The organism is Bacillus mycoides, from assembly GCF_000832605.1.
In the GTDB taxonomy this organism is placed as follows: Bacteria; Bacillota; Bacilli; order Bacillales; family Bacillaceae_G; genus Bacillus_A; species Bacillus_A mycoides.
The window spans coordinates 4,333,952-4,347,409 of record NZ_CP009692.1 but is presented as its reverse complement, the minus strand read 5'-3'; the positions used below and the strand labels follow the sequence as shown (position 1 = coordinate 4,347,409).

General features: G+C 36.1%; 16 protein-coding genes and 2 riboswitches. Of the genes, 14 read left to right on the top strand and 2 right to left on the bottom strand.

Going from position 1 to position 13,458, the window contains the following annotated elements; genetic code table 11:
* The first annotated feature begins 4 nt into the window (after positions 1 to 4).
* From hisD to BG05_RS24010, 10 genes are all read left to right on the top strand, one after another.
* Positions 5 to 1,294: a histidinol dehydrogenase gene (gene hisD / locus BG05_RS24055; RefSeq protein WP_002168817.1), complete on the top strand. Its 1,290-nt coding sequence runs from the start codon at positions 5 to 7 to the stop codon at positions 1,292 to 1,294.
* Positions 1,294 to 1,878, top strand: coding sequence for an imidazoleglycerol-phosphate dehydratase HisB (hisB, locus tag BG05_RS24050; protein WP_002030662.1), 585 nt, complete (start codon positions 1,294 to 1,296; stop codon positions 1,876 to 1,878). Before hisD ends, hisB begins: the two co-directional genes overlap by 1 nt.
* Positions 1,879 to 2,508, top strand: a complete 630-nt coding sequence (gene hisH, locus BG05_RS24045; protein ID WP_002168816.1) for an imidazole glycerol phosphate synthase subunit HisH — start codon at positions 1,879 to 1,881, stop codon at positions 2,506 to 2,508.
* Complete coding sequence (hisA, locus tag BG05_RS24040) at positions 2,481 to 3,200, top strand: 1-(5-phosphoribosyl)-5-[(5-phosphoribosylamino)methylideneamino]imidazole-4-carboxamide isomerase (RefSeq protein ID WP_002186325.1); 720 nt, start codon at positions 2,481 to 2,483, stop codon at positions 3,198 to 3,200. Before hisH ends, hisA begins: the two co-directional genes overlap by 28 nt.
* Positions 3,194 to 3,952 carry an imidazole glycerol phosphate synthase subunit HisF gene (gene hisF, locus BG05_RS24035; RefSeq protein WP_002126292.1) on the top strand — a complete coding sequence of 253 codons (759 nt, stop codon included), beginning with the start codon at positions 3,194 to 3,196 and terminating at the stop codon, positions 3,950 to 3,952. Before hisA ends, hisF begins: the two co-directional genes overlap by 7 nt.
* Positions 3,949 to 4,254 (top strand): phosphoribosyl-AMP cyclohydrolase, encoded by a 306-nt coding sequence (hisI, locus tag BG05_RS24030; RefSeq protein WP_002086731.1) that lies wholly within the window; start codon positions 3,949 to 3,951, stop codon positions 4,252 to 4,254. The genes hisF and hisI overlap by 4 nt, the downstream gene beginning before the upstream one ends.
* 10 nt (positions 4,255 to 4,264) lie before the next feature.
* Positions 4,265 to 4,588: a phosphoribosyl-ATP diphosphatase gene (hisE, locus tag BG05_RS24025; RefSeq protein ID WP_002011702.1), complete on the top strand. Its 324-nt coding sequence runs from the start codon at positions 4,265 to 4,267 to the stop codon at positions 4,586 to 4,588.
* A gap of 12 nt (positions 4,589 to 4,600) precedes the next feature.
* On the top strand, positions 4,601 to 5,620 hold the full coding sequence (locus tag BG05_RS24020; protein WP_002186323.1) for a histidinol phosphate phosphatase domain-containing protein: 1,020 nt from the start codon (positions 4,601 to 4,603) through the stop codon (positions 5,618 to 5,620).
* A 68-nt stretch (positions 5,621 to 5,688) separates the two neighbouring features.
* On the top strand, positions 5,689 to 5,853 hold the full coding sequence (locus tag BG05_RS30205; RefSeq protein WP_002030670.1) for a YozQ family protein: 165 nt from the start codon (positions 5,689 to 5,691) through the stop codon (positions 5,851 to 5,853).
* 135 nt (positions 5,854 to 5,988) lie between these two features.
* Positions 5,989 to 6,969, top strand: coding sequence for a 2-hydroxyacid dehydrogenase family protein (locus tag BG05_RS24010; RefSeq protein WP_003188176.1), 981 nt, complete (start codon positions 5,989 to 5,991; stop codon positions 6,967 to 6,969).
* 32 nt (positions 6,970 to 7,001) lie between these two features.
* Here the strand turns inward: BG05_RS24010 and pssA are convergent, their stop codons facing one another.
* The gene (gene pssA, locus BG05_RS24005; protein ID WP_002011698.1) at positions 7,002 to 7,703 is read right to left on the bottom strand and encodes a CDP-diacylglycerol--serine O-phosphatidyltransferase; all 702 of its coding nucleotides are present in this window, start codon (positions 7,701 to 7,703) and stop codon (positions 7,002 to 7,004) included.
* Positions 7,704 to 7,885: 182 nt separating this feature from the next.
* The gene (locus BG05_RS24000; RefSeq protein WP_033733849.1) at positions 7,886 to 9,772 is read right to left on the bottom strand and encodes an LTA synthase family protein; all 1,887 of its coding nucleotides are present in this window, start codon (positions 9,770 to 9,772) and stop codon (positions 7,886 to 7,888) included.
* A 253-nt stretch (positions 9,773 to 10,025) separates the two neighbouring features.
* Here BG05_RS24000 and BG05_RS23995 point away from each other — a divergent pair, with 253 nt between their 5' ends.
* From BG05_RS23995 to BG05_RS23980, 4 genes are all read left to right on the top strand, one after another.
* The gene (locus tag BG05_RS23995; protein WP_041868037.1) at positions 10,026 to 10,421 is read left to right on the top strand and encodes a DUF3888 domain-containing protein; all 396 of its coding nucleotides are present in this window, start codon (positions 10,026 to 10,028) and stop codon (positions 10,419 to 10,421) included.
* 89 nt (positions 10,422 to 10,510) lie between these two features.
* A riboswitch (Lysine riboswitch) is annotated at positions 10,511 to 10,692 on the top strand.
* A 180-nt stretch (positions 10,693 to 10,872) separates the two neighbouring features.
* A complete protein-coding gene (gene lysA, locus BG05_RS23990) occupies positions 10,873 to 12,189 on the top strand; it encodes a diaminopimelate decarboxylase (RefSeq protein WP_002126306.1) in 1,317 nt (438 codons plus the stop codon).
* A 117-nt stretch (positions 12,190 to 12,306) separates the two neighbouring features.
* Positions 12,307 to 12,415: riboswitch (SAM riboswitch) on the top strand.
* Between the two features lie 72 nt (positions 12,416 to 12,487).
* The gene (locus BG05_RS30200) at positions 12,488 to 12,631 is read left to right on the top strand and encodes a YezD family protein (protein WP_000116159.1); all 144 of its coding nucleotides are present in this window, start codon (positions 12,488 to 12,490) and stop codon (positions 12,629 to 12,631) included.
* Between the two features lie 87 nt (positions 12,632 to 12,718).
* Positions 12,719 to 13,423, top strand: a complete 705-nt coding sequence (locus BG05_RS23980) for a phosphoadenylyl-sulfate reductase (protein WP_002126308.1) — start codon at positions 12,719 to 12,721, stop codon at positions 13,421 to 13,423.
* Positions 13,424 to 13,458 lie beyond the last annotated feature (35 nt).

Below are 13,458 nucleotides of genomic sequence, written 5' to 3'. Positions count from 1 at the left end.
TTAAATGGAGATAGTTTTTGAAGATTTCCAAGAGGCTTTATCGAAAATAAAATTGCTACGAGAAAGCGCTCATATAATAGAAGAAACTGTTCAAAGAAGTGTAAGCGAAATTGTTCAAAACGTAAGGGAGAGTAAAGATGAGGCGTTATCGTTCTATACAAAAAAGTTTGATGGTGTAGAAATCAAAAATTTTCGTGTAAGTGCAGAAGAAATAAAACAAGCAAGTAGGTTTGTAGAACAAGCTTTTTTAGAAGCGTTAGAAGAGGCAAAGAAAAACATTGTCTCGTATCATGAAAAGCAAAAAAGACAATCTATGTTTGATTGCGTGAGTGAAGGGGTAATTAGAGGGCAGCTTATTCGTCCGTTAGAAAATGTAGGTGTATATGTGCCGGGCGGGACTGCTTCGTATCCTTCATCAGTATTAATGAATGTATTGCCAGCAAAACTCGCAGGAGTGAAAAAAATTGTAATGGTAACACCGCCGAAGCAAGGAGGAATTGATCCGCATATTTTAGCTGCTGCAAGTCTTGCAGGTGTAGATGAAATATATATGGCCGGTGGTGCTCAAGTAATTGCTGCTCTAGCATATGGAACGGAATCGATTCCTAAAGTAGATAAAATAGTTGGACCAGGGAATTTATATGTCGCGCTAGCGAAGCGAGAAGTATATGGGATAGTCAATATCGATATGATTGCTGGACCATCAGAAATTGTAGTTATCGCAGATGAAACAGGAAATGCCGAATATATTGCTGCTGATTTATTATCACAGGCAGAACATGACGAGAGGGCAACAGCTATTTGTATTACAACAAATATAAAGCTTGCTAAAGAAGTAGAAAGAGAAATAGAAAGGCAGCTAGAGACGTTGCCTAGAAGTGAAATCGCTCGTGAATCCATAAAAAGAAATGGAGCAATTTTTATTGTCCCTTCTTTAGAAGAGGCGTTTCAATTATCAAATGAAATCGCTCCAGAACATTTAGAGTTACACATAAAAGAGCCAATGAATGCTCTAGCTTATGTAAAGCATGCTGGATCAATTTTTCTTGGTCCATATGCACCTGAACCGCTCGGAGATTATTTGGCGGGGCCGAATCACGTATTACCGACAAGTGGAACGGCAAGATTTTTTTCTCCGTTATCCGTCGATGATTTCGTAAAAAAATCAAGCTTCGTTTCGTATACGGAAGAAGCGTTAAGAAGTGTACAGCATCATATTGTAGAACTTGCAAATAAAGAAGGTTTACATGCACACGCAAGAGCAATCCAAATTAGGTTTAAGGAGGAAGAATAATGCGCGAGTCTAGTCAAGTACGTGAGACGACGGAAACAAAAATTAAATTAAGTTTGCAACTTGATGAAAGTACGAATGTTTCTGTGCAAACAGGAGTTGGATTTTTTGATCATATGCTAACTTTATTTGCTAGACACGGAAGATTTGGTTTGCAAATTGAAGCTGAAGGTGATGTATTCGTTGATGCTCATCATACGGTTGAAGATGTTGGAATTGTACTCGGAACTTGCTTGAAAGAATCATTGCAAAATAAAGAGGGGATTAACCGTTACGGCTCAGCGTATGTACCGATGGATGAATCTTTAGGATTTGTCGCGATTGATATAAGCGGGCGCTCATATATTGTATTTCAAGGTGAATTAACAAATCCGAAGCTAGGGGATTTTGACACAGAATTAACGGAAGAATTTTTTAGAGCAGTTGCTCATGCTGCAAATATTACGTTACATGCTCGCATTTTATACGGAAGCAATACACATCACAAAATTGAAGCTTTATTTAAAGCGTTCGGTCGAGCGCTTAGAGAGGCAGTCGATAAAAATGCCAATATTAATGGTGTAAATTCAACGAAAGGGATGTTGTAATTGATTGCAATTATAGATTATGGAATGGGAAATATTCGTAGTGTGGAACAAGCATTAAAATATATTGGAACAGAGTACATCATAACGGATGATAAAAAAGAAATATTGAGAAGTGATGGAGTTATTTTACCAGGAGTAGGCACATTTCCGAAAGCGATGGGCGTTTTAGAAGAAAAAGATTTAGTATGTGTGCTAAAAGAAGTTGGGAGCTTAGGAAAACCGCTTCTGGGTATTTGCTTAGGAATGCAGCTTTTATTTGAAAAAAGTGAGGAACTACAAAATTGTAACGGATTAAATTTATTGCCAGGTGTTATTCGAAAGTTAAAAGTTCCTTATAAAATTCCACATATGGGGTGGAATGAATTAAAAAAAGAAGGAGAAATATCGCTTTGGAATGGAGTAGAGGACGGTTCTTTCGTATATTATGTCCACTCTTATTATGCAGATTGTCCGAATGAAATTGTGTATGGGGCAAGTGAATATGGAGTGAAAGTACCTGGTTTTGTAGCAAAAGGAAATATATTTGGCGCACAGTTTCATCCTGAAAAAAGTGGGGAAATTGGGATGCGAATGTTAAAAAATTTCAAAGGGGTGGTAGAAGCATGGAAATCTTCCCAGCTATCGATGTAAAAGAAGGACGATGCGTCAGGCTTTATCAAGGAGAGTTTAGTAAAGAAACGGTGATGAATGAAGATCCAGTCGCACAAGCAATCATATTTGAAAAACTTGGAGCGAAAATACTACACGTTGTTGATTTAGATGGAGCAATTGTTGGGGAGTCAGTAAATTTACCTGTCATTGAAAAAATATGCAAGGCGGTACGTATTCCAGTGCAAATTGGAGGAGGAGTTCGGTCACTCGCGGCAGTGGAGAAGTTGTTGTCAGTAGGTGTAGAAAAAGTGATATTAGGAACGGCTGCCCTTTACGATAAATTATTTTTAGAAGAAGCGGTTCGTCTATATAAGGAGCAAATCATAGTTGGAATTGATGCGAAAAATGGTTTCGTAGCAACGAGGGGCTGGTTAGATGTGTCTGAAATTTCGTACATCGATTTAGCGAAGCAAATGGAAAGTGTAGGTGTTCAAACGATTGTGTTTACGGACATTTCAAAAGATGGGACACTTGCAGGACCAAATTTTGAGCAATTAGAGTTACTGCAAAAAAGTGTGGGTATTCGTGTGATTGCATCTGGAGGTGTCGCATCTATTCAAGATGTGAAAAGATTAAATGATATGAACATATATGGCGTCATTATTGGGAAGGCACTTTACGAGAAAACGATTGATTTAGAAAAAGTGTTACAGGTAACAAAACTATGTTAGCAAAACGAATTATTCCATGTCTAGATGTGAAAGAAGGGCGGGTAGTAAAGGGTGTGAATTTTATAGGGTTACAAGACGTCGGTAATCCTGTTGAAATAGCCGCATTATATAATGATGCGGGAGCAGATGAAATCGTATTTTTAGACATTACTGCGACGCATGAAGGGCGAAAAACGATTATAGATGTTGTAGAACAAACAGCCTCAAAGGTGTTTATTCCTCTTACAGTTGGCGGGGGGATTTCAAGTGTTAAAGATATGTACAATTTACTAAGAGCTGGAGCAGATAAAGTTTCAATAAACTCAGCGGCAGTGAGAAATCCGAAGTTAATCCAGGAAGGTGCGGAACATTTTGGCTCACAATGTATTGTCGTAGCAATCGATGCTAGAAAAGTAGCAGAAGATAAATGGAATGTATACGTAAATGGCGGAAGACTTAATACGGGAATGGATGCAATCGAATGGGCGAGACGCGTTGCCCAGCTCGGAGCAGGAGAAATTTTGTTGACGAGTATGGATGCAGATGGAACGAAAAACGGATATGATCTTCGTTTAACTGGAGCAATTTCAAACAGCGTTTCTGTTCCAGTAATCGCATCAGGTGGATGTGGTCATGTGGATCACATTATAGAAGTATTTCAAAAGACAACAGTTGATGCAGCATTAGCGGCATCAATCTTTCATTATGGTGAAGCGACTGTACAAGATGTAAAGAGAAAATTAAGAGAAGCAAACGTTGAGGTGCGGTTATGAAACCTAATTTTGCAAAAGGATTGATACCAGCTGTTGTTATCGAGGAAGATACGAAAGAAGTTTTAATGTTAGCTTATATGAATGAAGAAGCGTATGACAAGACGCTGGAAACGAAAAGAACATGGTTTTATTCCCGTTCGAGACAATCGTTATGGAATAAAGGAGGTACATCGGGAAATGTCCAATATGTGCAATCACTTTATTTAGACTGTGATCAAGATGCAATCGTTGTTGTCGTAAAGCAAGTAGGGCCTGCTTGCCATACGGGAGAAAAAACGTGTTTTCACTACAAAATTATATAGGGGGATACATATGGAAGATATCCTTAAGTTATTATTTGAAACAATTGAAGAACGAAAGAAAAATCCACTCTCTGAATCATATACGAATTATTTATTTTCAAAAGGTGAAGATAAAATTTTAAAGAAAATTGGTGAGGAGTGCACCGAAGTAATTATTGCGTCTAAAAATAATGATAAAGAAGAAATAGTAAAAGAAATGGTTGATGTGTTCTATCACTGTTTTGTTCTATTAGCCGAAAAAAATATTCCATTAGAAGATGTCATGCAAGAAGTGAAAGAAAGAAATGGAAAGCTTTCGCGAGTAGGGGACAGAAGAGAAATAGATACATTATAAGGGGGAATATGGATGAAAGTGGACTATCACATTCATTTAGAAGAAGGGCCATATTCAATAGGGTGGCTAGCTAAAATAAATGATGAGCTACAATATTTTGAACCGCTTAAAGAAGAAAAACATTCTATGGAATGGCTTATGAAAACACAAGAACGCCTGCAAAGACGTGTGAAGGAAGGTCCATTTACAGCGAAATGGATTGATTTATATTTAGAAGAAGCTGTGCGAAAAGGTATAAAAGAAGTTGGTATTGTCGATCATTTATATCGTTTTCATGAAGCGAAAGGATATTATGAAAAGCATGTAGATATTAGTGATTCTAAGCTTGGTCGCCTGCAAAAAGAATGGTTAGATCAAGTAAGAGTAACGTCTATTTATGATTTTACAAAGGCGATTGAAGAGGCAAAAGAGCGATGGAGTAAACGAGGGATAACGCTCAAACTTGGAATTGAAGCGGATTATTTTATCGGGGGTGAACAAGAGTTAAAAGGTTTACTAGCATTAGGAGACTTTGATTATGTAATCGGTTCGGTCCATTTTATAGATGGATGGGGATTTGATAATCCAGATACGAAAGAGTATTTTGGTACGCATGAGTTACATACTTTATATCACACGTTTTTCGCTACAGTTGAAAGTGCTGTTCGTTCCGAGCTTTTTGATATTATAGCTCACCTCGATAACATAAAAGTATTTAATTATCGATTGAATGAGAATGAACAGCTTTCTTATTATAAGGAAATTGCTTGTGCGTTAGTGGAAACAAATACAGCAACAGAAATAAATGCGGGATTGTACTATCGATATCCTGTGCGCGAAATGTGCCCAAGTCCGCTTTATTTACAAGTATTAGCTAAACATGGAGTTCCGATTACTCTATCCTCAGATGCCCATTATCCGAATGATTTAGGAAAGTATGTGGAAGAGAATATAAAGACATTACGCAATCATGATATTTCTCACATAGCTACATTTACGAAACGAGTAAGAACGATGAGATTGCTTGAAGAAGAAGGAATAATTTCAAAATGAAACACGATTTTTTGATGAAAATCACCCTTTTTGTTCAAAATAAGAAAGAATGAAAAGGAGGATGAAAAATGGCGAAACAACAAAATAAACAAAACGTACAAGCGGCAGATCAAGCCTATACTTCTGAAACAAATAATACTGCTAACTCAGTTATTGAGGAACAAATTAGCGATACAGTTGCAGAAGGAACAATCGATGCGAAGCTTGGGAAAGAATCGCAAGAAAAAGCGTAAGAAGAGGGGAGAGTTGCATCTCCTCTTTTTTTATGGAGAAGTGTCGATTTTCAAAACTATAATCAAATTCCTTGGTTTTTATATGTAGATTTCTTACAATGAAATATAAGAGATATCATATTTTGTATAGAAGAGGTGTTAGTAGTGGCGAAAATATTAGTAGCAGGGAAAATTCCAGAAATCGGATTAGAATTATTGAAAAATCATGATGTAGAAATGTACAATAAAGAAGAATTAATTAGTGTAGAAGAGTTAGCAGAACGTGTAAAAGATAAAGATGCACTTTTAAGCTTACTTTCTACGAAGGTATCGAAAGAGGTTATTGACGCAGCACCAAACTTGAAAATTATCGCAAATTATGGTGCTGGTTACGATAATATTGATTACACATATGCTGGAGAAAAGGGTATTGCTGTTACAAATACGCCGAAAGTATCTACAGAGGCAACAGCAGAATTAACGTTTGCACTGCTTTTAGCAGCGGCACGTAGAATTCCTGAAGGGGATACCTTATGTCGTACAACTGGATTTAACGGCTGGGCACCATTATTTTTCTTGGGTCGTGAAGTGCACGGTAAGACAATTGGAATCATTGGCCTCGGAGAAATTGGGAAGGCAGTTGCAAAGCGTGCGAGAGCATTTGGAATGAATGTTTTATATACAGGACCAAATCGAAAGCCTGAAGCTGAAAGTGAACTGGAAGCAACATACGTAACGTTAGAAGAATTATTACAAACAGCGGACTTTATTACAATTAACTGTGCTTATAATCCGAAATTACATCATATGATTGATGAAGAACAGTTTAAAATGATGAAGAAAACAGCATATATTGTAAATGCTTCACGTGGACCAATTATGCATGAATTTGCACTTGCTCATGCACTAAAAACAAATGAAATTGAAGGTGCAGCTCTTGACGTGTTTGAATTTGAACCGAAAATTACAGAAGAGCTAAAAGGATTAAAGAATGTGGTGCTTGCTCCTCACGTAGGAAATGCAACATTCGAAACACGTGATGCAATGGCTGAAATGGCAGTAAGAAATATTTTAGCTGTATTAAATGGTGAAGAACCTGTAACACCTGTAAATCAAAAAGTATTAGTTACAAAATAAAAAAGAAACCTTCCGAAATACGGAAGGTTTTTTTATTTTTCTTTATTCGCTTTTTTAGAAGGTCTTTGTCTAATAAATTGAGATAACATATACAAAATGTATAGTGGAATAGCAATGAATAAGAAAACAGAAATGTTGCCAAAACTTGTTTGGTACATTGTGATAATAATTCCAACTAAAAATAGTGTAATAATTATGCTATATCGTGGAATTGGTACATCTTTTAAACTTGGGATACGAACACGGCTCACCATTAAAAATGCGAACGTTACAAATACGGTAATGAGAACGATTTTTGGAATGGTATGTGAAAATAATGTTAAGAAAGCAACAAGCCCTCCTGCTGCGGTAATCGGAACTCCAGTGAAATATTTCATAGAAGTAGAAGATGGTGTTACATTAAATCGTGCTAAGCGATATGCTCCGAACAGAGGGAATAATCCCGCTATGTATAGTCCAATGATTCCGTAGTTGGAAAAAGATGTGTAATACATTAAAACAGCAGGTGCTGCGCCAAATGTTACAACATCCGCGAGTGAATCAAGCTCTTTTCCCATTTGTGAATCAACGCGTAATAAACGAGCGACACGACCATCAAGACTATCTAACATCATCCCGATCAGTACTAAAATAGCAGCTGATTTATAATATCCTAAAGATGCATAGCCGATTGACAAAAATCCGCTATATAAATTCCCGAGCGTAAATAAGTTTGGAATAGCTGCTCTATACAAAATCTGATCCCTTGCTTTCTGTTATAAATTCTTAATTAGTGTATGAAAGTTTACTTATTTTATCATACCATAAATTTCTTTCTCATACGAAAAAAATTCCCAATTTGTGAAAGATTGTATAGAAGAGAAATTTGAAAAATAAGTAAAAAAAGGAAGCAACTTTTGTGAAGTTGCTTCCTACACTATTCAAATTTCGTTGTCATCGTTCCGGTTTTATATCGATTGTTAGGATCAAATCTTAATAAATCTCCATAAATGAGTTTGTCGGATAATTTTAATTCTGTTTTTGCTTTTTCAATATAAGGCTGACATAGTGTTAAATCAGCTTCTTCACCTGTGCTTCTTTTATAGCACATATTTTTTGTATAAACATAATCTTCCGAAACAAAACTGCCGTCCCGCATTACCATAAGAGGGTCTTTTTCTTTCGTAAATAAGTCTGTTCCAAATTCTACGGATTGATTTGTTTTAATACCAAGTAAATGAAGTAACGTTGGTTTAATATCAATTTGACCAGATACTTTAGAGATGACTTTTCCTTCTTGGCCAGGCACATGAATAATGAGAGGGACGCGTTGTAATTGCATAGAATCAAACGGTGTAATAGCGTCTTTCACAAGGAACTGAGCCATAGCTGCATTATGGTTTTCAGAAATGCCGTAATGATCACCATAAATGACAATAACGGAATTATCATATAGTCCTTCGTCTTTCAATTGTTTAATAAATAATTTAAGAGCTTCATCCGTGTAACGAACGGTTGGGAAGTAGCGATTTAAAACACCACTTTCGGAATTAAATTCATCAACATATTGATCTTCTGGATTTAGAAGAAATGGAAAATGGTTTGTTAACGTAATAAATTTTGTATAGAACGGTTGTGGTAAAGATTTTAACTTTGGAATAGATTGCTCAAAGAACTCTTTATCTTTTAATCCCCAACCGACAGACATTTGTTCCGTTCCTACGTAATCATTTAAATTAAAGTAACGATCATATCCAAGCGCAGGATACATTACGTCACGATTCCAAAACGTTTTATCGTTTGAATGGAAGACAGCAGAAGAATATCCGTATTTCTTTAATTGTTCTGGTGTGGCAGTGTATTCATTTGTTGCATGAGTAAAGAATACAGAACCACGGTCTAACGGATAAAGGGAATTTTCAACGATAAATTCAGCATCAGAAGTTTTACCTTGTCCCGTTTGATGATAGAAGTTATCGAAATAAAAACTATCTTTAATAAACTCATTTAAAAATGGAGTAATCTCTTTTCCATTTATTTTTTTATTAATAACAAAACTTTGTGTAGATTCCATTGAAATTAAAATTACATTTTTACCCTTTGCAGCTCCAAATAAGTTTTTATCAACTTGTTTATCTTTTGAGTCTGTATAGTTTTTAATTTCAGAGAACCCGTCTCCACTTGCAAATACACGCTCAGCTGAAGACTTAGATTGAAGTGTAATATCAAATAGATGATATGTGTATAACCCTAAATTTTTCACGACAGTTTGACGATCAAACGAGCGTGAGAACATTTGTGGTTTATATATAACTGAAACAACAATTTGTAGTGCTAATAATACTGTTACACCGCTAAAGAAAGTTCGCTTCTCAGAGCGAGAAAGGGGTGTTTTATCACCAAATGATGGGAATTTACGCGAAATAAACATTAAAATAATTGCGTCTGCAAATAAAAGTAATGTTTTATACGTAAAGAGTTCTTTTATACTCGTCCCTAAGTCAGCCATATTATTTGTTTGGAATAAAACAGGGAAAGTAACAAAATCGTTATAGAATCCGTAAAACATTGCATTTCCAAATAAAATAAATGACAGTATAAAACTAATTACAATAATAATTCGGTTTCGGTACTTAGATGCAAGTAAAGCGAAACCAAAAAATAAAAGTAACGAAGCTAGTGGGTTAATAAAAAGCATAAACTCTTCAAAGAAGTTATCAATTCTAATATCAAATGCTAGCTTGTACACAATATATGTTTTTATCCATAATAAAACGACTGCAACTAGTGCAAATCGCAGTTTTGGAAACAGATTTTGTAGCATAATATACTCCTCTCCTAAAAGCATGACGGTTCTTGTGAGCCGGTTTGATTAGCGCCTCATTTTATATATACGAACAGTCCTTTGTTATTATGTTTATTATACTATGAGTATCATTATACGAAAATAAAAGAGAGTTGTGGGCTTTTTTATAATAATTGAGTAGAAAAAGGGCAGTGGGAGACAATAAAACGGAGTTTCTATGTATGATAATTATCGTGCGCAAAAAGAATCGAGTAATAAAACGGAGGTTATAATGCGAAAATTATTATATTTTATAGTATGCAGTAGTGTTATACTTTTTGCTTCACCGAGTGTGTCGGTAGCACAATATGATGCACCCCTTATGGAAGATGCCCTTTATTCTGTTTTATTTCCAAAAATAAATAAGTCAATTGAAAAACAATATGGGAGCTTGAAGCCTTATCAATGTCCTAAAATTATTAGTTTAAAAAAAGTGTATAGTGGTACATATTTATTTCAAGCGAGTATTGAAGTAACGAAGTATGAACAGGTTGGTGGGAAAATTGTTCCACCATTTGAGAAGGTAACGATTACATTTAATAACGAAGAGGGCGAATGGGAAGTGACAAAGGTTTCAGTAAAGCGCTTACCAAATGATACGAAATTAAACTGTAAAAAAACAATATAAAAAATTGTTTGACAAATAAAATGGTCCTTTGGTATTGTTAATAGCAACAATTAGATGTTTGAAAATTAAATAGACTTACCTCATCTACTCTCAAAGGTAGAGGCCGCGATAGGAAAGAGTAAGCTATGGGAGATTTAATGGAATCTGTGATCATAGGTTGAAAGGGACTATTGCCGAAATATAAGAATAACCATCTTATTCATATATTGGGACTGCATTGAATAAATGTAGTACTGTCATAAGATTTATTTTATGAAGAGCTATTTGGAGATGTTGATGCGGTTTCTTATTTTGAGGAGATAACAACTCGTTTATTTTTTCAATATATATTTTTCCTAATAAGAAACGCGTGTGAACATTGTTCCGCGCGTTTTTTGTCTATCTAAAAGCGTGCTGCAATGAATAGAAGATTGGGGTTATGAGTTTTAGAGGAAATAAGGGAGGAATTCAAATGTATTTACACGGCACAAGCCGAATCAATGGGCAAGGACACTTAGAAATTGGTGGGTGCGATACGACGCAGCTAGCAAAACAATACGGAACACCACTTTATGTATACGATGAAGAGTCTATTCGAGGAAAGTGCCGCGCGTTTCATCGTGCTTTTAAAGAAAGTGGTTTCTCTTATCAAGTAGCATATGCAAGCAAGGCGTTCTTGTGCATGGAGATGTGCCGAGTAGCTCGTGAAGAGAATATGTCTTTAGATGTTGTTTCTGGAGGAGAATTATATACTGCGCTCCAAGCTGGTTTTCCGGCATCGCGTATTCATTTTCACGGAAATAATAAAACAGAAGAAGAAATGATTATGGCTCTTCAGGCGAATATCGGTTGTTTTGTAGTAGATAATTTCTTAGAATTAGAAATTTTACATGATTTAGCAATGCAACATGGGAAATTTGTGAACATATTAATCCGTGTAACGCCTGGAGTAGAGGCACATACACACGAATATATAACAACAGGTCAAGAGGATTCGAAATTTGGGTTTGGTGTTTCAAATGGTCAAGCGATGCAAGCAATTGAGCTTGCCTTGCAAAAATCAAATTATAATGTGCTAGGAATTCACTCGCACATCGGATCACAAATATTTGAAACGGCTGGATTTGTTCGAGCAATTGAAGTACTCCGCCAATTTTTAGAAGAAGTGAGAGAGCGAACACATTATGTGATGAAAGTATTAAATGTGGGCGGAGGTTTCGGTATACGTTATACGGATTCAGATACACCGTTAACACTTGAAACGTATGTGCACGCTGTAACAAGTACGATAAGAGAACAATTTACATTATGTGAATATCCGCTTCCAGAAATATGGATTGAACCAGGTCGTAGTATTGTAGGTGATGCTGGAACAACACTTTATACAGTCGGAGCGGTGAAAGAGATTCCTGGCATTCGGAAATATGTTTCAGTCGATGGTGGAATGACAGATAATTTAAGACCAGCGCTATACGGAGCCCGTTATGAGGCGATGTTGGCGAATCGAGGGAATGATGAGAATGAGGAACTCGTTTCGATTGCTGGGAAATGCTGTGAAAGTGGAGATATGCTGATTTGGGATATTAACTTACCGCAAGTTGCTTCTTCTGATTTACTAGCAATTTCTTGCACGGGGGCATATGGGTACTCGATGGCGAATAATTATAATCGTATTCGTAGACCAGCTGTCGTCTTTGCAAAAGGCGGGACGTCACAAATTGTCGTAGAACGTGAAACATATGAAAATATCATTGGGAACGATCGCATACGTATTAAAGAGCTGGTGTGAATGAGAAAGAAGGAGTTGTCTAGTAAAGGCAGCTCCTTTTAAAAAAATAAAAATAATTAAATATATCGGAAAACTAGGATTGAAAAAAATCAGAATTGTGATAAAATACAAATACAAAGCTTATCAAGAGAAGCTGAGGGAACTGGCCCTACGAAGCTCGGCAACCTGCTTATAGAAAGCAAGGTGCTAAATCCAGCAAAATGGAATCCATTTTGAAAGATAAGGTAAAATATATTACCGAACAGTCTTTTCGAAATGGGAAAGATTTTTTTTATGAATAAAAAGGGGGGCTGTTTGCGTGAGCGTACGGGAGCATTTTGATGAAGTATCTGAGAAAATTCAAGCGATGCTTGCTGATATGAAATATGGTTCCATTACAATTGTTGTGCAAGATGGAAAAGTGATTCAATTAGAAAAAAGTGAAAAGGTTCGTTTAAAGTAAAAAGCGCTGACTAGAAAAACTAGAGGCGGTTTTAATCTATTTTTAATAGGTTAAAGCCGTCTTTTTGCTTTTACAGGGGGAAAAAACATGTTGACGTACGAAACGTGGAAAGAAAATAGTGTTTCATTTTCTGAAGAAGATGAAACGAAAGGCGCGCTATCAGTATTAAGTTGGGCTTATAACGAATATAAAGATGAAATTGTATATGCATGTAGCTTTGGGGTGGAGGGAATGGTTTTATTGCATCTTATAAACCAAGTAAATCCATCTGCTAAAGTTGTATTTTTGGATACAAATGTTCATTTTCAAGAAACATACGAATTAATTAAGAAGGTACGCGAGAAATTTCCTTCATTAAATATTATAGAAAAACAGCCAGAACTTACACTCGATGAACAAGCGAAGCTTCATGGAGAGAAGTTATGGGAAAGTAATCCGAATCTTTGCTGTAGTATTAGAAAAATTTTACCGTTAGAAAAATCATTAGCAGCGGAAAAAGCGTGGATATCAGGCTTAAGAAGGGAACAATCAGAAACGCGTAAGCATACACAGTTTATAAATCAAGATCGTCGTTTTCAATCTATTAAAGTTTGTCCACTCATTCATTGGACTTGGAAAGAAGTTTGGCGATATGTATATAAACATAGTTTGCCGTATAACCCATTGCATGATGTTGGCTATCCGAGTATTGGGTGTGAGAAATGTACATTACCTGTAGGTGATGGTGGCAACTCAAGAGATGGAAGATGGGCTGGGAAAATGAAGACGGAATGTGGCCTTCACTTTCAATGAGATAGATTTTGAAATAAAGCTAAGAAGGGATATAA